We start from the raw sequence: 23,687 nt of genomic DNA on the forward strand, positions 1-23,687 counted from the left end.
GAAGAAGTCAGTGCCACATTAACGGATGATGCGGGTAACGTATCCGATCCAGGCACAGACAATGCCCTAGACATCACCGCGCCTGATGCGCCAGAGGTCATCATCAATGATGCTGGCGACTCAGTGACCGTCACGGGTGAAGAAGGGGCTGCGGTTGTCATCACCACCCCAAATGGTGTGATTGAAGGCATAATTGTAGACGGTGCCTTTACGGCTGTGCTTGACCCTGCCTTAACCAATGGCGAAGAAGTCAGTGCCACATTAACGGATGATGCGGGTAACGTATCCGATCCAGGCACAGACAATGCCCTAGACATCACCGCGCCTGATGCGCCAGAGGTCATCATCAATGATGCTGGCGACTCAGTGACCGTCACGGGTGAAGAAGGGGCTGCGGTTGTCATCACCACCCCAAATGGTGTGATTGAAGGCATAATTGTAGACGGTGCCTTTACGGCTGTGCTTGACCCTGCCTTAACCAATGGCGAAGAAGTCAGTGCCACATTAACGGATGATGCGGGTAACGTATCCGATCCAGGCACAGACAATGCCCTAGACATCACCGCGCCTGATGCGCCAGAGGTCATCATCAATGATGCTGGCGACTCAGTGACCGTCACGGGTGAAGAAGGGGCTGCGGTTGTCATCACCACCCCAAATGGTGTGATTGAAGGCATAATTGTAGACGGTGCCTTTACGGCTGTGCTTGACCCTGCCTTAACCAATGGCGAAGAGGTCAGTGCCACATTAACGGATGATGCGGGTAACGTATCCGATCCAGGCACAGACAATGCCCTAGACATCACCGCGCCTGATGCGCCAGAGGTCATCATCAATGATGCTGGCGACTCAGTGACCGTCACGGGTGAAGAAGGGGCTGCGGTTGTCATCACCACCCCAAATGGTGTGATTGAAGGCATAATTGTAGACGGTGCCTTTACGGCTGTGCTTGACCCTGCCTTAACCAATGGTGAAGAGGTCAGCGCCACATTAACGGATGATGCGGGTAACGTATCCGATCCAGGCACAGACAATGCCCTAGACATCACCGCGCCTGATGCGCCAGAGGTCATCATCAATGATGCTGGCGACTCAGTGACCGTCACGGGTGAAGAAGGGGCTGCGGTTGTCATCACCACCCCAAATGGTGTGATTGAAGGCATAATTGTAGACGGTGCCTTTACGGCTGTGCTTGACCCTGCCTTAACCAATGGCGAAGAGGTCAGTGCCACATTAACGGATGATGCGGGTAACGTATCCGATCCAGGCACAGACAATGCCCTAGACATCACCGCGCCTGATGCGCCAGAGGTCATCATCAATGATGCTGGCGACTCAGTGACCGTCACGGGTGAAGAAGGGGCTGCGGTTGTCATCACCACCCCAAATGGTGTGATTGAAGGCATAATTGTAGACGGTGCCTTTACGGCTGTGCTTGACCCTGCCTTAACCAATGGCGAAGAAGTCAGTGCCACATTAACGGATGATGCGGGTAACGTATCCGATCCAGGCACAGACAATGCCCTAGACATCACCGCGCCTGATGCGCCAGAGGTCATCATCAATGATGCTGGCGACTCAGTGACCGTCACGGGTGAAGAAGGGGCTGCGGTTGTCATCACCACCCCAAATGGTGTGATTGAAGGCATAATTGTAGACGGTGCCTTTACGGCTGTGCTTGACCCTGCCTTAACCAATGGCGAAGAAGTCAGTGCCACATTAACGGATGATGCGGGTAACGTATCCGATCCAGGCACAGACAATGCCCTAGACATCACCGCGCCTGATGCGCCAGAGGTCATCATCAATGATGCTGGCGACTCAGTGACCGTCACGGGTGAAGAAGGGGCTGCGGTTGTCATCACCACCCCAAATGGTGTGATTGAAGGCATAATTGTAGACGGTGCCTTTACGGCTGTGCTTGACCCTGCCTTAACCAATGGCGAAGAGGTCAGTGCCACATTAACGGATGATGCGGGTAACGTATCCGATCCAGGCACAGACAATGCCCTAGACATCACCGCGCCTGATGCGCCAGAGGTCATCATCAATGATGCTGGCGACTCAGTGACCGTCACGGGTGAAGAAGGGGCTGCGGTTGTCATCACCACCCCAAATGGTGTGATTGAAGGCATAATTGTAGACGGTGCCTTTACGGCTGTGCTTGACCCTGCCTTAACCAATGGCGAAGAGGTCAGTGCCACATTAACGGATGATGCGGGTAACGTATCCGATCCAGGCACAGACAATGCCCTAGACATCACCGCGCCTGATGCGCCAGAGGTCATCATCAATGATGCTGGCGACTCAGTGACCGTCACGGGTGAAGAAGGGGCTGCGGTTGTCATCACCACCCCAAATGGTGTGATTGAAGGCATAATTGTAGACGGTGCCTTTACGGCTGTGCTTGACCCTGCCTTAACCAATGGCGAAGAAGTCAGTGCCACATTAACGGATGATGCGGGTAACGTATCCGATCCAGGCACAGACAATGCCCTAGACATCACCGCGCCTGATGCGCCAGAGGTCATCATCAATGATGCTGGCGACTCAGTGACCGTCACGGGTGAAGAAGGGGCTGCGGTTGTCATCACCACCCCAAATGGTGTGATTGAAGGCATAATTGTAGACGGTGCCTTTACGGCTGTGCTTGACCCTGCCTTAACCAATGGTGAAGAGGTCAGCGCCACATTAACGGATGATGCGGGTAACGTATCCGATCCAGGCACAGACAATGCCCTAGACATCACCGCGCCTGATGCGCCAGAGGTCATCATCAATGATGCTGGCGACTCAGTGACCGTCACGGGTGAAGAAGGGGCTGCGGTTGTCATCACCACCCCAAATGGTGTGATTGAAGGCATAATTGTAGACGGTGCCTTTACGGCTGTGCTTGACCCTGCCTTAACCAATGGCGAAGAGGTCAGTGCCACATTAACGGATGATGCGGGTAACGTATCCGATCCAGGCACAGACAATGCCCTAGACATCACCGCGCCTGATGCGCCAGAGGTCATCATCAATGATGCTGGCGACTCAGTGACCGTCACGGGTGAAGAAGGGGCTGCGGTTGTCATCACCACCCCAAATGGTGTGATTGAAGGCATAATTGTAGACGGTGCCTTTACGGCTGTGCTTGACCCTGCCTTAACCAATGGCGAAGAAGTCAGTGCCACATTAACGGATGATGCGGGTAACGTATCCGATCCAGGCACAGACAATGCCCTAGACATCACCGCGCCTGATGCGCCAGAGGTCATCATCAATGATGCTGGCGACTCAGTGACCGTCACGGGTGAAGAAGGGGCTGCGGTTGTCATCACCACCCCAAATGGTGTGATTGAAGGCATAATTGTAGACGGTGCCTTTACGGCTGTGCTTGACCCTGCCTTAACCAATGGCGAAGAGGTCAGTGCCACATTAACGGATGATGCGGGTAACGTATCCGATCCAGGCACAGACAATGCCCTAGACATCACCGCGCCTGATGCGCCAGAGGTCATCATCAATGATGCTGGCGACTCAGTGACCGTCACGGGTGAAGAAGGGGCTGCGGTTGTCATCACCACCCCAAATGGTGTGATTGAAGGCATAATTGTAGACGGTGCCTTTACGGCTGTGCTTGACCCTGCCTTAACCAATGGTGAAGAAGTCAGTGCCACATTAACGGATGATGCGGGTAACGTATCCGATCCAGGCACAGACAATGCCCTAGACATCACCGCGCCTGATGCGCCAGAGGTCATCATCAATGATGCTGGCGACTCAGTGACCGTCACGGGTGAAGAAGGGGCTGCGGTTGTCATCACCACCCCAAATGGTGTGATTGAAGGCATAATTGTAGACGGTGCCTTTACGGCTGTGCTTGACCCTGCCTTAACCAATGGCGAAGAGGTCAGTGCCACATTAACGGATGATGCGGGTAACGTATCCGATCCAGGCACAGACAATGCCCTAGACATCACCGCGCCTGATGCGCCAGAGGTCATCATCAATGATGCTGGCGACTCAGTGACCGTCACGGGTGAAGAAGGGGCTGCGGTTGTCATCACCACCCCAAATGGTGTGATTGAAGGCATAATTGTAGACGGTGCCTTTACGGCTGTGCTTGACCCTGCCTTAACCAATGGCGAAGAGGTCAGTGCCACATTAACGGATGATGCGGGTAACGTATCCGATCCAGGCACAGACAATGCCCTAGACATCACCGCGCCTGATGCGCCAGAGGTCATCATCAATGATGCTGGCGACTCAGTGACCGTCACGGGTGAAGAAGGGGCTGCGGTTGTCATCACCACCCCAAATGGTGTGATTGAAGGCATAATTGTAGACGGTGCCTTTACGGCTGTGCTTGACCCTGCCTTAACCAATGGTGAAGAGGTCAGCGCCACATTAACGGATGATGCGGGTAACGTATCCGATCCAGGCACAGACAATGCCCTAGACATCACCGCGCCTGATGCGCCAGAGGTCATCATCAATGATGCTGGCGACTCAGTGACCGTCACGGGTGAAGAAGGGGCTGCGGTTGTCATCACCACCCCAAATGGTGTGATTGAAGGCATAATTGTAGACGGTGCCTTTACGGCTGTGCTTGACCCTGCCTTAACCAATGGCGAAGAGGTCAGTGCCACATTAACGGATGATGCGGGTAACGTATCCGATCCAGGCACAGACAATGCCCTAGACATCACCGCGCCTGATGCGCCAGAGGTCATCATCAATGATGCTGGCGACTCAGTGACCGTCACGGGTGAAGAAGGGGCTGCGGTTGTCATCACCACCCCAAATGGTGTGATTGAAGGCATAATTGTAGACGGTGCCTTTACGGCTGTGCTTGACCCTGCCTTAACCAATGGCGAAGAAGTCAGTGCCACATTAACGGATGATGCGGGTAACGTATCCGATCCAGGCACAGACAATGCCCTAGACATCACCGCGCCTGATGCGCCAGAGGTCATCATCAATGATGCTGGCGACTCAGTGACCGTCACGGGTGAAGAAGGGGCTGCGGTTGTCATCACCACCCCAAATGGTGTGATTGAAGGCATAATTGTAGACGGTGCCTTTACGGCTGTGCTTGACCCTGCCTTAACCAATGGTGAAGAGGTCAGCGCCACATTAACGGATGATGCGGGTAACGTATCCGATCCAGGCACAGACAATGCCCTAGACATCACCGCGCCTGATGCGCCAGAGGTCATCATCAATGATGCTGGCGACTCAGTGACCGTCACGGGTGAAGAAGGGGCTGCGGTTGTCATCACCACCCCAAATGGTGTGATTGAAGGCATAATTGTAGACGGTGCCTTTACGGCTGTGCTTGACCCTGCCTTAACCAATGGCGAAGAGGTCAGTGCCACATTAACGGATGATGCGGGTAACGTATCCGATCCAGGCACAGACAATGCCCTAGACATCACCGCGCCTGATGCGCCAGAGGTCATCATCAATGATGCTGGCGACTCAGTGACCGTCACGGGTGAAGAAGGGGCTGCGGTTGTCATCACCACCCCAAATGGTGTGATTGAAGGCATAATTGTAGACGGTGCCTTTACGGCTGTGCTTGACCCTGCCTTAACCAATGGCGAAGAAGTCAGTGCCACATTAACGGATGATGCGGGTAACGTATCCGATCCAGGCACAGACAATGCCCTAGACATCACCGCGCCTGATGCGCCAGAGGTCATCATCAATGATGCTGGCGACTCAGTGACCGTCACGGGTGAAGAAGGGGCTGCGGTTGTCATCACCACCCCAAATGGTGTGATTGAAGGCATAATTGTAGACGGTGCCTTTACGGCTGTGCTTGACCCTGCCTTAACCAATGGTGAAGAGGTCAGCGCCACATTAACGGATGATGCGGGTAACGTATCCGATCCAGGCACAGACAATGCCCTAGACATCACCGCGCCTGATGCGCCAACCGTGATTATTGGCAATGGCGATGACTTAGTTAATGGTTTTGACTTGAACGATAATAACGACGTTATTGTGAGCGTGATCTTACCGATCAATGCGGTGGTTGGTGACACTCTTACCGTCAATGGCGCTGATACTGTTATCAATCAAGACATGATTGATAATGGCTATGACACCTCAGTGCCACTGCTTGCAGAAGGTGAAACGTTGACTGTTACAGCAAACGTGACTGATCAGGCTGGGAATGTTGGTCCGTCAGGTACCGACAGCGCCACGGTTGGTAATATCATGGCGCCTGCAGTGTTGATTCCTGAAGCGCTTGATGGTGTCAATGCGGAAGAGTTTGCAGATGGTATTCAAACCCAAGTTACGTTACCAGAAGGCACTTTAGTCGGTGATATTGTCACCTTAACAGTAACACCTACTGGTGGTACTGCTATTACTATCGAGTATGAAGTCACAGCAGCTGATCTTGATGTCAATGGTGGAAATGGTATTGCTGAAATTACGATTCCAAACGGTGTGGGCGGCATAAGCGATAATGGTGCTTATACTGTGGTTGCAACAGTAACAAATGCAGTAGGCGATGTTGGCATTCCAAGTGCTGCTGTTGGCTTTGATCTAAACACCACCTTCGCTGCTCGCGATGATTCGGATGCCCTTGATCTAGGTCAGTTGCAAGTGACTTACTATGCTCCAGTTAGTGGTTCTGATTTAGTCATACTAGGGGCGCTTGAAGGTAATGATGGCGCAAATAGCAGTCTTGGCTTTACGATTAATGAAGGCACAAGTGGTACTGTAAACATCTCAGTTCAGCAGACCGCATTAGTAGCAGTAGCCGATGCAGTCAATATAGAAGTTTACAATAGTAATGGCGATCTCGTCTATGTTGGTACGACTGGTGGTGATCCACTGGTGGGCGATGTAATAGGCATAGAATTATTGGGGTTGACTGGTAATGGTACGTTAACTGCAACAGTCTCTGGTCTAGAGCCAGACGACTATACGGTCGTTGTACGTAATGATCGTAGCGCTCTAGAAGCTTTAGTTGATGATATTACGCTAGCGGAACTTGGTCAGGCTGGCGTTGTTTTAGGGCCTGACAACCAAGAGGCTGTTTTTGCTGCTATTGAAGATTCACTAGGCTCACTTATAGGTGGTACTGTTAATAGTGTTCTTGGCACTGCACTAAGTTTAACAGGAGAGTTAGGTGCTGGTGAAATCGTGAGTCTACTTCAAGGAAGTACAGTATTAAATACATTACTTGGTGGTGTGATCGATCCAGCACTCGATGCTGTTGCTGAAGCGCTGCTTAGCAATACCTTAACGCTACTCGAAACCACAGATATTACCGCGACAGTGACTGAGTTTGATTATGCGGACGATACGGTAATCAACGGTAATGTCATTGATCCTGATGCATCGATCCTAGGTGAGTCGGGTGAAGATACGGTGACTCCTGGTACGACAGTTACTGACATAGACAGTAGCAGCAATCAGTTAGAGCCGACATCTACAGTAGTTGACGGTATAACGGTATTTACTATACAGGGTCAGTATGGTGTTTTAGTTATTGGTTCCAATGGTAATTATACTTATACGGCGAATGGTGATTTTGCGTCACTAGGCCAATCAGAGACATTCACCTATACAGTTTCTGATGGCATTATTAGTGATACAGCAGAGTTGGTGATCAATCTCGATGCGGTCGTTGATACCACGCCACCAGACGCGCCAACGATCAATGTGCCTATCGCTGGTGACAACATCATTAATGGTACTGAGGCTGCAGCAAGTTTTGCGGTAACAGGAACAGGTGTGTCGGGCGATACTATCACTTTAACTGATGGCTCGAATAATATCCTAGGTAATGCGATTGTTGATGCTGATGGCAATTGGAGCGTGAACGTTGATCAAGCAGAAGTTAATGCAATGGGTGAGGGTGCTGAGCAGTTGAGTGCAACGGCAACTGACTATGCTGGTAATGTAAGTGTCGCTGCAACTGCTACTATAAGCGTTGACACGACTGTACCAGTGGCGTTTGACAATGAAGTTGCACTCAATATAGGTTTCCAGACATCATCTACTTCTGTAGCTCTGAAGAGTACTTCCGTCGGAGGACTTCTCAATCTTGGTGTTCTCGCGGATACAATTGATGTAAGTCTACTGAATGATGGTAATGCACTTTCTTTCAACGTGGCTGAAAATACCACTCGGCAGGTAACGGTAGATGGTAGTGGTAGAGCTTTGGTAAGCTTAGGCGTGGTTGGAGACCGTGATTTTGATCTTCTAGTCTATAGAGTAGAAGCAGGCAGTTCTCAGGCTACGCTAGTACAAGAGATACCCAACTGGCTAGTTGGTTCGGGTACCCTACCTACTACATGGAACGCAAATGATCTACCATTATCAAGGTTTGAAGACGGCGGGACGTATTATGTTACTCTCGGTAATAATGGTGGACTTTTAGACGTCTCATTACTGAGCAGCCTTACGCTCCTTACTAAGTCTGATGTCATCACCAGCTATAGCCCACCTACAGTAATAAATGCTTCAAGAGGTGGAAATGTCATTACCGACATAGGTGCTGATGGTACAGATGTTATTACAGCAGGAACGGTCGTATCAGCAGTTGACGGTATCGCAGTAACCACTGCAACTACCGGAACACAGATCATTGGAGACTATGGCGTACTGACCATCAACCAAAATGGCAGCTATACCTACGCAGCCAATGCTAATTTCACAGGCGCGTTTGGTGATGTTGATAGTTTTGCTTATACCATCACCGCACCGAATGGCGAAATCTCTACGGCAAATTTAGACATTACGCTTGATTATACGCTGCCTAATGTTGCAACTCCTGTTGCCCTTATGAGCATTGAAGATAGTATGGTTTTTTCTGACTTACTCTCAGATGATTCTGATATTTTAGGAGTCAATGCAGATAATGAACAAGAGGTAAACCTTCTGAACCTTGATCTATCAGCAAGCGTAAATGATAGTGTTGATGATACCACTACCAGCATCGACAGTGATTTTATGCTCAGTGATGTATTACAGGTGGACGAAGGACAGTATATCGATATTGCAACGGATGACGACGGCAAGACGACACTAGCGTTTACTGGGCAAGAAACGGTCGAAACAGCGGTAGCCGTCGATAGTACAAGCAATAAGTCAGCAGATACTGATACTCAAATGACTGACATGACAGTAGATAGCTCTAATCTTATTGCCAGTAATGACTGGGACAACTTGGCCAATATCGCAAATGCGTCACACATCATCTGATAGTTACTTTATCCTTGACTGAACTTAGAAAAGCGCTTCCAAAATGGAGGCGTTTTTTTTGAATAAGCTATAGAAAATAAGGGGAACTTAAGTATATAAAATGTGGAGCGAATACAATCAGATATGATAAGCTCAAGTTTTAAAATGGAAATTTGTTAGCTTTTTATTGTATGTATGTTTGTCCGAAAATTTGACTATTTAACCTGATTTTATAATAAACACTACTAAAAATACGATGGAACTGAAAAATAATAGGGACGATAAAAACATGGATGAGTCTATAAAAATAAAGCGCTTGATGAGTCATCTAAAACAAAATCTTCCAGCCATTTATGACAATTGGATACAAACCCATATTGCTCATATAGACAACAAAAATAATATAAAAGCGAGTAGCACGGACACTTTACCTGGTACTTTTGTTCTATCTATATCTGATGGGTATAAAAAAGCCAAAACAGTTACTTTCATCGTTGATGACTTGATAAAAGCAGATAAAACCGACAGCGCCAATCGCTTTACAAGTTTTGAGAAAATATTGCCTATCATTCACGCAAAAGTAGACAAACTCTCAGCAAAGTTTGACGCACCAATTGTGTGGCTGAGACTTGAGTGGCTGCATCAGGCAACATTCACAACGTGGGCAGATCTACAGCAAGATTTAAAACGCTTTAAAAGAAACTATTATCGCTCAGGTATTGCGTTTGAAGGCATGCGTGAGCCGTGGTTATTACTGACAGAAACAGAGCTAAATGCCAACGCTTGTCTCTATGCAGGAAATACCGTGGCTCATGCACAGGTAAATACCACCAACCTCGATGTCTACTTTAAGGCGCGCCATGGTAGCAGCCAATTACCCAATTTGCGTGATGATTTATCCGTAATCAGCTTTAACACAGCAGGTATGTTTCTTGATGGCGATACGGGAGATTGTCATAATCTCGATATACAGCCACGATTTAAAGGTCATCGTAAGCTGTTGCCACTATCGGCTGCCACGACTCAACCTATCATCGAGCATTCCACGCAGTACTTAGCCAGACAAGTCCAGCCTTCGGGTCAATACGTTTATGGATATTTTCCTTGCTTTGATCGCAAGATAAATACTTACAATAGCTTGCGTCACGCCAGTAGCACTTATGCACTGATTGAGGGGTATGAAGCCTGCCGTGGTTTTAGTTATCTTAATAGTTCTAACAGTTTAGATAGCGTCAATGTAGCAGCGCCTGCCAAATTAAGTTTGACTGAGATACAGAACAATATTGATGGCGCAATGAGTTATCTGACTCATCAATTGATTCACACCTATGATGACAAAGCGTATGTAATAGATACGGGTGGCGAGATCAAACTGGGTGCCAATGCAGTCGCAATATTGGCGTTGGTTAAATATTTACAGGTATTTGCAGACACACCATTGGCAAATGAATACCGTGATTTGGCCAATAAGTTAGCGCTAGGCATCACTGAGATGCAGCAAGAAGATGGTAGCTTTGTCCATGTATTGCATAAAGACTTAACCTTAAAAGCAAAACATCGCATCATTTATTATGATGGAGAGGCCGCATTTGCACTGATGCGTTTATATGGCTTGACCAAAGATGAGCGCTGGCTGAATTGTGTGACTCGTGCCTTTGATTATTTTATCGAAGCCAAGCACCACCGCGCTCATGACCATTGGCTGTCTTACTGCTCAAATGAGCTGGTGATTTATAAACCTGAAAAAAAATATTTTCAGTTTGCGGTCAATAACATCGCAGGCTATACCGATTTTATCAAAAATCGTATCACCACGTTTCCGACCCTGCTTGAGCTGTCGATGGCATTTCACAAAATGCTATTGAAACTTGATGAGCATCCAGAGTTTCATGACGTATTAATAGGTTTTGATACTCAGCATTTTTATCAGGCTTTACATGCGCGTGCCAATCATTTAATGAATGGTTTTTTCTTTCCTGAGATGGCGATGTTTTATAAAGCGCCGCAGACTATTTTGCATGGGTTTTTTATTCGTCATCATTCGTTCAGAGTGCGCATTGATGATGTGGAGCACTATTTATCAGGATTGATTGCGTATCAAAATCTTTTAAAAACTGCTCAATATCCGACACTAGCGACCAAACAGTATCAAAAGACCAAAACCATCATCCGCAAAAATGATGAAATAACCTCGCAACCGCCACAAGTAAACTGCCTATGTCCAAAGCAATCTGTATTGAAACCTCGTGCGCTTATAGCGGCAACCAAGGGTAGGTGGCTGGTCACACCAGCAGAGGATTGGTCAGCGACAGGTCTTTGCATTTGGCCGCCCAGTTTTGAATCAGGTCACATACTAGTGACTCGAGGCAAGACAATGGATGTGGGTTATATCTCGAAAAAAACGGTAGCGTCTTTAATAAAAAAGGGCGCTGTGGCGATCGTCACGGATGATATGGAAGCCTATAAAGACATGGGCGTTCCTGTATTGTACGTACGCAATGTGCGCCAAGCGACGATGGATGTTGGTCGTTATGCTCGGCAGGCGTTTGATGGTCAAGTAATCGGCATTACGGGTAGTGCAGGGAAAACCACGACCGTTCATATGTTGGCGCATACCCTAAATGGTTTTGGCAAGGCCAATTACACGCAGTCTAGTGCAAATCTGCCTGTCGGTATCGCATGGAACTTGGCCTGTATGCCGCCATCTAACGACTACTGGGTGTTAGAGATGGCGATTGGGTCTATGTCTGCCAATACCGATTTGGTGCGTCCTGATGTGGCTTTGATTACCAATATTGCCCCTGCGCATCTTGAGTATCATCATAATGTCGATAATATCGCGCTCAAAAAATCACGTATTTTTGAAGGCATGGCACCTGGTTCTTTAGCCGTCGTGTGCCGAGATATTGAGCAGTATGAGCTGATTGAACGTCTCGCACGCATTTGGGGTATTCGTGTCATTAGCTATGGCAAGCATGATGACGCTGTCATTAGACTAGTAAACTATAGCAAAGAAGACGCACAAGCACAGATAGTAATAGACCATAAGACTTATACGCTGAATTTGTCAGCCCGTGGTCAGCATATGGTTCTGAATGCGATGGCTATTTTAGCAGTGGCTCAGCATTATCATTTATCAATTGATAACGCTATCACTAGATTGGAGTCTTTTACAGCTGTTGCTGGACGTGGGCAGGTGCTTGATACCACTTATCAGGGCCGAGCAATCACACTTTATGACGACGCATATAACGCCAACCCACTCTCCATGCAATCGGCGCTCGAAACCTTTCAGCAGTTAGCTGTACCCGCGCATCAAAAAGTATTGATTTTGGGCGATATGTTGGAGCTTGGTAATGACAGTAGCAAATATCATTTAGCATTGGCACCCATTATCGAAGCGATGGATTTTAGAGTTTTAATCTTGGTCGGTGAGCAAACCAAAGTATTGGCAGACCAGCTTAAATTATCAAATATACATGCTCATTATGCCGAAGATACGCAAACTCTAGCGACTCAAATACCTAGTTTTATTAAAAACAATGACCATGTTTTTATCAAAGCCTCTAACGGTATTGGTCTTAATAAACTGTTTTTAAGGGAGCAAAACGATGCTGTGCAAAATCAAGAAACAAACTCTGCTGGGCTAAAAAATAGGCTGTTAACAGAGGTTAAAACGAATGCCGCCATATTGGTGGAACGTTTTGAGTTAGACGAACATCAGTTTAGCGAACATAAAGTTATAACGTCTGTTCAGCCAAACACCCCAAAAATGATGGCGTCACTGGCGAAACTAATGACCGTCATGCTGATATGGGACAAAGTCAAACAGGACAGTATTGACCCAGCGCAAACGCTCATTGAGATGCCTGTGGATTTATTAAAAGGCAGTAGTGAGTATTATCAGTTTTATAAAAAAGGGGAGAAAATACCATTAATCATACTTATTAAATCTGCTTTAATCGCCAGCTCTAATGAGGCCGCCTTTGCTTTGGCTTGCTGGCATTCTGGTAGCGAAACCAATTTTGTACCGCATATGGTTCGTAAATCGCACTTGCTTGGTCTCACGCAAAGTCATTGGAGCAGTTGTACAGGACTTGAACGACGGGCTTATACCACAGCCCAAGACATGAGTACGCTTGCCAAAGTATTTATCAGTCAATACGCAGCAATTGCTTCCTATTGTTCTCTTAAAATTTTTAAATACAATAATAAAAAAGTTTTTAATACTAATAAATTAATACGTTCTTATATAAATATTAAAGGATTAAAAACGGGCAATTTGGTTGGTATCGGCTCTAATTTAATCAATTACTGGGTGGATAAGGACATTCACTACATTAGTATTGTTTTGGAGGCTGAAAATCGAGAAACTTGCTATGCATTGTCTGAAATAATAATAGAGATGTGTGTTTAACCTATTATACGAACATAAATTTTGAGTGATTCTTATAGAGGTTTACCAATTTATCAGATCTCCTATATGTTGAGGTTTGATTACTCCAATTATTGATGTTTAAGTTTTACGACCAACACCGCTTTAATTTTTTCTCATTAAAAAGCAGTGTTTCATTTTATGAGCTCTTATTGTTCCCCCCCCCAATATTCGGCATGCATTTATTCAATAAATGGCATATAAGTCTCATTTCATAATTACCATCCTAAAATACTTACGATTACTGATGAATTTGATTTTCTACAAAAATAGAATGTTGATAGTTGAATCTGCAACCCTATGACTAAAAATAAAAAATGCTGCTTAAACTTCTATAGATTCATCGGCTTACTTCATATTAATTTTTCTACCCTTCGTATATCTCTATACCTATCTGATATTAAGCCCAATCTCGGTTGATTTATTACTTTAAACATTTCTTTAGCCAGTATATGATTGTTTTATACTCTAAGTTTTAGTAAGGTTTAACACACAAAAGCTAAACACTTAATCAAGCGTATTTTTATAGGGCTAGCTACTGAAACTTAATATGAAAAAATCGTCAAACAAAAACCAGTTATGCGATCGGCTGTTACGTTGCCATTATGTGACGCTTTTAGTGATTGGTACGTGTTTTACTATGACAGCGCAAGCCGCAGTACAGGATCTACGGGTAGACAGTTTGATTACTCAAGCCATTCAGACCCATCCTTTGGTAGGCTCGGCAAGAGCCAATCAGCAAGCCACTACAGAAGGCATCAATGCAGCAAAGTTAAACCTTTTACCGACACCCAGTGTGAGCTCAGGCTACGATAGAGACAATGATTTTATCTCACAAGTGTCTATTCGCCAGCCTTTATGGACGGGTGGCAAGCTGACAGCCGATGTCAATCAAGCCATATTTGATGATAAAGCCGCCACAGAATATATCTACGAACAACAAAACCTCGTCGCCAAAACAACGATTGATGCATGGCAAAGCTATATCCAAGCCATTGCAAAACAAAATGTTCATTCTGAAGCCTTAAAAGAGCTAAGCGAGTTTGAGGCTATGATGCAGCGCCGCGTGGGGCAAGGTGTTTCTGCTCGCATTGAGCTGGATCTTGTGACCAACCGCATCTTGCAAGAACAAACGGCTTATCAAGCAGCAGGCGAGCAGCAACGTATCGCAGCGGCGAGACTTGAGCAGATCATCGGTCAACCTATATCGCAAATGAGCGCCATGAGTCTTCCTGATATCAAAGTATTGGTCAATCAAGCCAAACAACAATCTGTCAACTTCGAAAAAATGGCATTCGAAAAAGCCAGCTTTTATAACCCAGTCATCGTCAAAGAACATTTTCAAATCGAATCTGCCAAACAAGGCGTCGAGTCACAGCAAGCCGCTCGATATCCTACCGTTTATGCTCAATACGAGCACGCTTATTATCATGACGATAATGAAAATGACGGCAAGTTTTCACTAGGATTGAGTTATGCGCCTGGTGCTGGGTTTTCTAATCTTGCATTGGCACGAGCCTCTCAAGCACAGGTCAATAGCTTAGTGCAAACACAAGAAGCCTCACGCCGTCAGGTGATTGAGAATATTCAGGTTCAGTATCAGCAGTTTGTAAGTGCAAAAGACAGAGAAAATTCGTTGATTGCTGCTGTGGCAGGCGCGCAGATTGTCGTCAACTCTTATCGTAGACAGTTCATTGCTGGCCGTAAATCATGGCTTGAAGTGTTGAACGCCGTTCGTGAACACAATGATTATAAAGTGCAACTGGTGCAAACGCGTGCAGACATATTGGGTGCATTTCATCGTCTACAAGTGGATTTCGGTACGATGCAATGGCAGCAGTTTGGGCACAACCGTCAGCCTGTGGCGTTATTTAGGCCGACAGATCCTGTCAGAGAATGGATAAGCAAACAGGATAAAAAAAGAACCAGCCAAAGCTTGGGCTATCAGCCAGACGTGTCAGATCTCAATGAAGAATACATAGAAATCAGACTGCCTGCTGATGTAGAAGAAAGCCTGAATAAAGGTGAACGTATCATGTTAAACGATGACTATAGTATTACGCCTATCGTTGAAGGGAATAATATCAACCAAAGAAAATAACAATACCAAAATAATCGGGCTACTAATAATTATATGGCTGTCCCAAATATTAAATAAGTGATGAATATGAGTTCAAACTTGAAACCGACGAAAGCAGCTTTTGTTCATCATGATGAGCAAAACACGCTTGATCAGAGTGAGCTGACCTCAAGCCTTGTAGATGCCATCAAGCATTTACTGAGTCAACAGGGATATCCAGTCGATAACATACGTCTGAACGATGTCGTCAAACAGCATAGTGAGCACCCCAAAAATAACCAAAGTATTCGTGAAGTGGGCGGCATTATTGCTGTCTTGGAAGGTATTGGTATTACCGATACACCAGAAATACTAGAGCAGCCGGACGCCGCTTTTTTACCATTATTGGCCTATCATCCTGATTTAGGATGGGGTGTCATCGACGGTCAGACACCACAAAAAAGTTGGAATTTTCGTCAAGAAAAAAATCATGTTCACACACGCGCCGATGAGCTGTCATTAATCTTAAAAATCCGCTTGAAAAATGACCCTGCCAAACAGCGCAAAGTGTCTTTCTCTGATTTGCTTAAGTCAGATTTGGGCAATTACAAAGGCATTTTGATTGAAGCGGTTATCGCGACATTTTTGATTAATGTATTGGCATTGGCGGTGTCGCTATTCTCTATGCAAGTTTATGATCGAGTGATTCCAACGCGCAGTGAATATACGCTCATTATCTTGGCCAGTGGTGTGTTTCTTATTATTCTTTTTGAAGCCTTTATGAAATTCTCACGGTCGAGAATTATGGATAAGGTCGTCGTAGGACTCGATCAATATTTGTCTCGCGAAGTGTTTCAGCGCCTGCTTAAAGTGCGTATTGATCAGATGCCAGGGTCGGTGGGCTCTATGGCAGCGCAGCTACGCGGCTATGAGCAAGTACGCAGTTTTTTTACGGCGAGTACTTTATTTGGGTTGGTCGATCTGCCGATGACCATTATTTTTGTCAGTTTGGTGGCCTTTATTGGCTCACCTCTGGTAGCTGTCGTCCCTGTGATTGCAGCTGTGATTGCGATAGTAATGGGCTTGTCTGCGCGCAAACGTATTGATGCGATTGCTGCTGAAGGCGCGACGGCCTCTTATTATAAGACGGGCTTATTGGTAGAGGCGGTAGAAGGGGTTGAGACGATAAAAGCAGGGGCAGGCAATTGGAAATTTTTGTCACGCTGGCTTGATGTGATGAATGTGACGATCAAAAACGATCTGAACATGAAGCACACCAATGACAACCTCACGTATTTTACCCAAATGCTGCAACAAGTCAGCTATGTAGGGATCGTGATCGTCGGCTCGTTTGTGGTGATACAAGGCGATATGACCATGGGTGGACTGATTGCCTGCTCGATATTGGGTGGTCGAGTGCTGGCGCCAGTGATGACGTTGCCCAGTCTGTTGGTTCAGTACTCGCATGCGAAAGCCGCCAAACTCAATATCGAAGCCTTGTTTGAGCTTGAGCAAGACAACCATGGCGTCGCTTATCCTCTGTCACCCAGTCGTATTAATGGTTTTTATCAATGCGACAATTTGGTCTTCAACTATAAAGACAATGACAGGGCTGCTATTAACATTAACAACCTGACCATTCGCCCCGGTGAGCGCATTGCCATTCTTGGACCCATAGGATCAGGAAAGTCTACTTTGCTAAAAGTATTGGCTGGGTTATACGCACCTACCAAAGGACAGATATTGTTAGACGGGTTGGATATGCATCAAATCAGCCGCGAAACCCTGAGTGAGTGTTTGGGGTATTTGCAGCAAGACCATCGATTGTTCCAAGGCACATTAAGAGAGAACTTATTGATAGGAATGGCGGCACCTGATGACGATGTACTGCAAGACGCCTTGATGAAGACAGGGCTGATAAATCTGGTCTCCAGTCATTCAAGTGGTTTGGATTTGCCGATCAGTGAAGGCGGTCGCGGCTTATCAGGCGGACAAAAACAGCTCGTTGCATTCACGCGCCTGCTTTTAACCAAACCCAATGTGTTTTTACTCGATGAACCCACAGCTTCCATGGACAACAGACAAGAGCAGCGCTGCTTGCAGGTACTGAAGCAAGCATTGGTAGAAGGCCAGACATTCATTGTATCGACCCACAAAACAGCGCTATTAGAATTGGTTGATCGTCTGATTATCATGGACAATCAACGTATTATTATGGATGGTCCGAAACAAGTCGTGCTTGATGGATTAAGAAAAAATGAGCGTACAAAAGCACAAGCGAGTCAAGCAGAGAGCCAAACCACTACCATCAAACCTATCCCCACCAAAACTCCAATACACGCTCAAGGTAAGTAGAGATGGCAGACTATAAATATACGCCCACAAAACTTAAGGTTGGTCGTTCAAGACTGAATATTTGGATTGCTTTAGTTGGTATGATAACGCTACTCGTATGGGCGTCCTTTGCTAAGATTGATCAAGTCACACGTGCCAAAGCGACCGTGATTGCTAGCGCGCGCACACAAGAGATTCAAGCGTCAGAAGGAGGGATATTGACAGAGCTGGCGGTTGTAGAAGGTCAGGAAGTAAAAGCAGGACAGCTGCTTGTGGTTTTAGAAGAAGAGCGTGCTAAAGCGGCGGTTGATAACTCTGCTTCTAAGACAGCCGCGTTAAAAGCCAAACTGTCACGTCTAAACGCAGAGATTTTTGAAACACCTCTGGTCTTTCCAAAAGAAGTTAAAAACTATCCAGAATATGTACAGAACCAAACCGCGCTCTATAATCGTCGCCGTCAAGCCATCAACGAAGAGGTTTCTTCACTTGAAAAAATGCTCGTGCTGGCAAGACAAGAGCTTAAGATGAATGAGCCGTTATTGAAGTACGGTGATGTCAGTCAAGCAGATATTATAAAACTGAGTCGTCAAGTCGCTGACATCGAGGCGCAAATCAATAACAAGCGTAATAAATATTTTGAAGAAGCGCAAGCTGAGATGACCAAAGCACAAGAAGAGCTAGATACCGAGATTGAGGTTCTGCGAGACAGTCTACAAGTATTAGAAGAAAAGCGTCTGCTGTCGCCGACAGAGGGTAAAATCAATAATATTAACGTGACAACCATTGGCGGTGTGGTAAAACCAGGCGAAACCATCATGCAGATATTGCCGACCAGCAGTGATCTTGTGATTGATGCAAAAGTCAGTCCTGCCGATATTGCTTATGTACAAGAAGGACAAAGCGCGACCGTCAAGCTCGATGCCTATGATTATTCAATCTTTGGAGCTATGAATGGCACGGTAAGTTACATCAGCCCAGATACTTTGATAGAGAAAACGCCTAAAGGTGAAGAGCCTTACTATCGGGTATTGGTTGTTATTACTGGCGCTGAGTTTGAAGGTCGGGAAGATGAGATCGTCATCAAGCCGGGTATGACAGCTTCTGTCGATATCAAAGCGATGGAGCGTACGGTATTGTCTTATCTCACCAAACCTATTACTAAAACCTTATCAGAAGGCATGGGGGAGCGGTAATAAAGGGTTGATAAACCTTTGACGCGCAAATGATAAAACCTCAGTAAATAACTGGGGTTTTACTATAAAGGCAATGTTGTAATCATCTCTAGAGTGAGTCATCTTGACGCTCTTGTTCAAATACCTGATTGGCGCTTTGATTTTCACTGGTATCAACACCATTTCTTAACCGCTGCGTCTCATCTATTTTTTGCTGATTGCGGTTTTTAACTTCATTAATGGCGGCGCTCAATTGGATATTGATGTCTTCTACTTCAGATTTTGCCGAGAGATAGTCTTTGTCTATTTTGATATTGGGCTGCTGGGTCGGCACGTCGATAGACAACAAACCAGCACGGGTCTTGATACTCTCTAGCGCCTCGATATTGTCCGATGGTATAGACGCAGACATCTCATCTGTATCGGGACTTGGCGGCTTGATTTTTTCGGCCCGCGCTTTAAGCGTGGAGGCTGACTTAGTAGACGTTAATACAGCGTCTTCTGTCATTGTTTTAGCAGCACTTATGTCGTCTGTCTGTGTAGATGTGATGGGGTTTTTCTGAGTCGTTGATGGTATTTCTGTCTTATCTTTGGAGCTGACGGTATTTAAGTTTTTAACAGGTGCAGTATAGGTTTTGGCAATGGTAGGTGGTAAGTCATCTAGAATGTCAGGCTTCTCGGAAGGCTTGGCCGTATTGACACGGCTATTACTCACTTGTGTCGAATCTTCTTTATTTACATTCATATAAAAAATAAAGAAAAAACCCACGTGCACCAATATCGCAAGGCACAATGCCCAAAGCCATTTTTCACGGAATATTATCATTAGATGACTATACCTTTTATAGATGATAGCGTGCGGCCAATACCTTGTGCTATAGATGAGGTTAACAAATAATGCCACACGTTGCTATCGATATAAGCCATTACAAACGTTGGTTTTAGAAATAAAACATACCTATTAAGCCAAAAACCCCTTAAGCGATATGACTGAGTATATGATGTCATCATATTGCTTAAGGGGTTGCTAATGTTATTACGAATATGGTCACGGCCACCGAAGAACGTCGCCTATTAGGCAGCGCTTTCTGCATCGTTGCGTTTCTCAATTTTGTGCTGGTCTTCGGTATTGTCGACTTTCCAATAGCTTGAGATGTATAAATGCGTTTTTTCTATCGGACGCTCGACTTTAAAAAACTGGCGTAGCGCGCGCATGCTATGAAACTCACAAGCCGCCCATACCGCGGGCTTTCCTGTCAGCCACGTTAACGTTTTGGTGTGCTCAAGTAATGGACAGCTTTCTGCATTTGGTTCAGCACTGATGACCCAATGAATGTCAACGTTTTCGGGTTTTTTGAGAGCTTGACGATCCGCCTCAGTAGTCACTTCAAGGACAGCATAGCCACGCGCATCATCAGGGAGCTGGGCAAGATTGACAGTAATTGCAGGTAGGGCAGTCATATCACCGATTAATAAAAACCAATCGGCATCATTATTTATGAGTTTTTTTGGTCCAGGGCCACCTACTAGTATTGTGTCACCGATTTGAGTGTTTCGTGCCCAAGTGGAGGCAGGGCCTTCAACATCGTGCAGCGCAAAATCAACATCTATCTCGTTGTCGCGTTGGACACTGACAGTATAGGTGCGCATCAATGGTTTATTATCTTCGCCCTGAGGGAAGATGAGTTTGATATAGGCACTTTCTTGATCGAGTGGAAAATCCATCAATCCCTCACCGCCAAGTGTGACTCGGCACATGTGCGGGGTAAGGTAGGTGGTACGAATCACTTTAAGTACTCTTGGATTAGATTTTGCCATGGGTGTTTCCTTCTTTTGTAACGATTCTTTTGGTACGGTATTGATGAGCGTATTGCTTATTATCTTGTGACGGTGTGACAATAATAAAACCAGTTTTTATGCAGGCAATGTTAATAAATAGACAGCTTGTATGGATTAAAAATTGGCTTTTAGACTGACTGACATTTGTCGTTCAGGTCCCATCCAGCAATTATTGATGTCATAGCATGCACCAACGTAGGTTTTATCAAACAAGTTATTGATACTAGCGCCAACCGTGAGCATGGGATTGATTTGATAATTACCGCCAATGTCTACCAATGTCACACTTGGCAGCTCATCTGAGTTTTGTTTATCAAGTTGCATGCCACCCTCATAACGCACGCCTGCGTTTAGGGTAAGCTTGTCTGTAGCGTAGTAATCTGCCCATAATGTGGCCTTATGTTTAGCCGTTTGCGCGGGCGTATTACCGACCACATCAGGGTTGAATTCATCTGCTGTGATTTCAGCATCGGTATAACTGTAGCTTGCGGCAACATCTACCCAGTCATTGAGCATGTGACTGCCTGAAACTTCAAACCCTTTAGAGCGGATTTCGCCCGTTTGCGTTTGGCTTCTGTAGTTGATCTCATCCGCTACGACGACGTTTTTTTGGGTGATATCAAAAACCGCCAATGTCCCTTGTGTGGCTCGGTTGGGAGAGAGATACTTGATACCTGCTTCTAATTGATCGGCAGTGGTAGGTTCAAACGGCTTGTTGGTGATAAAGTTGCTGCCTACGACAGGCTGAAATGATTGTGAATAGCTGGCATAAGGCGATATGCCATTATCGAAGGCATAGATGGCAGCGAGACGGCCACTGGTTTTTGATGCGTCATTATCAATCTTTTGGTCGCTATAGATCGCACCAGCAGACGCTTTGGTCTGATCAGTAATACTATCAAAGTTATCATGACGCAAACCTGCTACGACCGTCAAATCCCGCCATTTCATCTCGTCTTGCACATAAAACCCAAGCTGGCTTTGTTCGATACTCTCATCCTGACGATAGTTATTTAGCGGTAAAGTATCCGCATTGATCTGCGAAAAATCGGGATTAGACAAATCAAGGTTTGGTGTGCCATCCGCCCCAGCATCATAGTAAGTGGCGGTGCTGTCTGTTTCTTGATATTCCACACCGAACAGTAAATTGTGTGATGTATTGGCAGTATCTAGTTGATAAGCCAGCTGATTGTCCGTGGTCCAATTACTCATGCTCTCATCGGTAGTATAGGCCACGCGGTTCAGTATTTTATCACTACCACTGACAAACCCACTGTTGTACATATTGCGCTGCTGTGCCTCGGCATCGGTATAACGCAATATGTGCTTAAAGGTTAGCTTGTCATTGATATCCCAGTTGACAGTGACGCTTGGCATGAGTACTTCTTTGCTAAAGCGATTCCATTTCTCGCCTGCATAAGCATCGCTACCCAGCTTCCCATAGCTGGCATTGTAGACAGTGCCCACAGCAGGTAGCGGCGTAGAGGGCACCATCTCTGGGTCGTCTTGATAAAAGACATTGGCAAGCACGGAGACGTCTTCTGTCGGTCGCCACTCGATTGATGGGTTAACCAGAGTACGCTCTTCTTCAGTGGTCTGCATCTGACCATCTTTTTTTCGTTTCAATGCTACTAAGCGATAATTTAGCGTGTCTGTGATAGGACCTGTCGTATCCACGCCAACTTCTTTTAGGTTTTGATTGCCCAGTCGTAGCTGCACCTCAGACGCTTGGGTGTTTTTTGGGGTTTTGGCGACTTGATTGACCATACCGCCCGGTGATGCATAGCCATACAATGAGGATGCTGGCCCTTTCACCACCTCGACCGACTCGGTTGCATAGATATCTACTTGCGGCATCAGATTCCAAGCGCCATCATAGGGCAGTCTTAGTCCATCATAAAAGTTGGAATACGTCTTAAATCCACGGATATTGTATTCATCAAAGATAGAAACCGTTCCGCGGCTCTCAGCGCTGATACCGGGCTCGTAACGCAGGGCGGCATTGACGCTATCTGCCTGACGTTTTTGTAATAATTCTTGATCAATTCTGGTATAACTCATTGGCGCATCATTGGGGTCTAATGCGGTTTTTGTACCTGTGCTGCGGTAGCTGTCAGCATAAACAGCGATAGTATCCAAGGTGGTCGATGGTGTGGCAGTCTCATTGTCTCCAATATTGCTTCGTATATCTTCGGCATAAGCGCTATGACTGACACTTAGTATTAAACCAATTTGTACAGCCGTAGTGAGACGTTTTTTTTGAGTGGAATTGGAGGTGACAGGAGACCGCATCGTATGTCCTATTAGCAAGTTATCGGTGAATATGGCAGGTTGTTTTGACAAGAGTAACTGCTGTAGATAATAACACTAATGATTATTATTATCATTAAAAAATAATAGTAAATCATCATTGCTTGATTGGATGTAGTAAATAAGGAGGGGATTATCTAATAATACAAATGGACTAAAAATCAACCTGTTACAAAAGTGACTCGCTATGAATAGTGGTGTTTGAATACGTTTTCTCGTATCATGCAGCCGTAGCTAAAATATAGAAAGGATGACTGGCGTAAAAAACGAAAGTAATCACGATATCTGTGATGATTATCCATACGTCTGGGTCATTTATTGAGCAACCAAAGAGTGTTAAAGGTCA

Annotated in this window: 8 protein-coding genes; 5 read left to right on the forward strand and 3 right to left on the reverse strand. The window is 45.9% G+C overall.

Annotated elements, in window-relative coordinates; all coding sequences use genetic code 11:
* The 5 genes from CIK80_RS13275 to CIK80_RS13295 all read left to right on the forward strand — a co-directional run.
* On the forward strand, positions 1-9,213 hold a 9,213-nt coding region (locus CIK80_RS13275), incomplete at its 5' end, for an Ig-like domain-containing protein (RefSeq protein WP_143516802.1).
* 268 nt (positions 9,214-9,481) lie between these two features.
* Positions 9,482-13,609 (forward strand): Mur ligase family protein, encoded by a 4,128-nt coding sequence (locus CIK80_RS13280; RefSeq protein WP_095570418.1) that lies wholly within the window; start codon positions 9,482-9,484, stop codon positions 13,607-13,609.
* 568 nt (positions 13,610-14,177) lie between these two features.
* Positions 14,178-15,728, forward strand: coding sequence for a TolC family protein (locus CIK80_RS13285; RefSeq protein WP_095570419.1), 1,551 nt, complete (start codon positions 14,178-14,180; stop codon positions 15,726-15,728).
* 66 nt (positions 15,729-15,794) lie between these two features.
* Positions 15,795-18,041: a type I secretion system permease/ATPase gene (locus CIK80_RS13290; RefSeq protein WP_095570420.1), complete on the forward strand. Its 2,247-nt coding sequence runs from the start codon at positions 15,795-15,797 to the stop codon at positions 18,039-18,041.
* Between the two features lie 2 nt (positions 18,042-18,043).
* The gene (locus CIK80_RS13295; protein ID WP_062844805.1) at positions 18,044-19,213 is read left to right on the forward strand and encodes an HlyD family efflux transporter periplasmic adaptor subunit; all 1,170 of its coding nucleotides are present in this window, start codon (positions 18,044-18,046) and stop codon (positions 19,211-19,213) included.
* 88 nt (positions 19,214-19,301) lie between these two features.
* Here CIK80_RS13295 and CIK80_RS13300 read toward each other — a convergent pair whose 3' ends face one another.
* The 3 genes from CIK80_RS13300 to CIK80_RS13310 form a co-directional block, all read right to left on the reverse strand.
* Positions 19,302-20,018: a hypothetical protein gene (locus CIK80_RS13300; RefSeq protein WP_095570421.1), complete on the reverse strand. Its 717-nt coding sequence runs from the start codon at positions 20,016-20,018 to the stop codon at positions 19,302-19,304.
* A gap of 248 nt (positions 20,019-20,266) precedes the next feature.
* The gene (locus tag CIK80_RS13305; RefSeq protein WP_095570422.1) at positions 20,267-21,010 is read right to left on the reverse strand and encodes a siderophore-interacting protein; all 744 of its coding nucleotides are present in this window, start codon (positions 21,008-21,010) and stop codon (positions 20,267-20,269) included.
* A gap of 135 nt (positions 21,011-21,145) precedes the next feature.
* Positions 21,146-23,323, reverse strand: a complete 2,178-nt coding sequence (locus CIK80_RS13310) for a TonB-dependent siderophore receptor (RefSeq protein ID WP_095570423.1) — start codon at positions 23,321-23,323, stop codon at positions 21,146-21,148.
* Between the last annotated feature and the right edge of the window lie 364 nt (positions 23,324-23,687).

It is taken from the genome of Psychrobacter sp. JB193 (assembly GCF_002285555.1).
Lineage (GTDB): Bacteria > Pseudomonadota > Gammaproteobacteria > Pseudomonadales > Moraxellaceae > Psychrobacter > Psychrobacter alimentarius.

Excerpts from the sequence above, each read along its gene's own strand:
- CIK80_RS13310 (WP_095570423.1), bottom strand. The coding sequence starts at position 23,323 with ATGCGGTCTCCTGTCACCTCCAATTCCACTCAAAAAAAACGTCTCACT.
- CIK80_RS13300 (WP_095570421.1), bottom strand. The coding sequence starts at position 20,018 with ATGATAATATTCCGTGAAAAATGGCTTTGGGCATTGTGCCTTGCGATA.
- CIK80_RS13295 (WP_062844805.1), top strand. The coding sequence starts at position 18,044 with ATGGCAGACTATAAATATACGCCCACAAAACTTAAGGTTGGTCGTTCA.
- CIK80_RS13290 (WP_095570420.1), top strand. The coding sequence starts at position 15,795 with ATGAGTTCAAACTTGAAACCGACGAAAGCAGCTTTTGTTCATCATGAT.
- CIK80_RS13305 (WP_095570422.1), bottom strand. The coding sequence starts at position 21,010 with ATGGCAAAATCTAATCCAAGAGTACTTAAAGTGATTCGTACCACCTAC.
- CIK80_RS13285 (WP_095570419.1), top strand. The coding sequence starts at position 14,178 with ATGAAAAAATCGTCAAACAAAAACCAGTTATGCGATCGGCTGTTACGT.
- CIK80_RS13280 (WP_095570418.1), top strand. The coding sequence starts at position 9,482 with ATGGATGAGTCTATAAAAATAAAGCGCTTGATGAGTCATCTAAAACAA.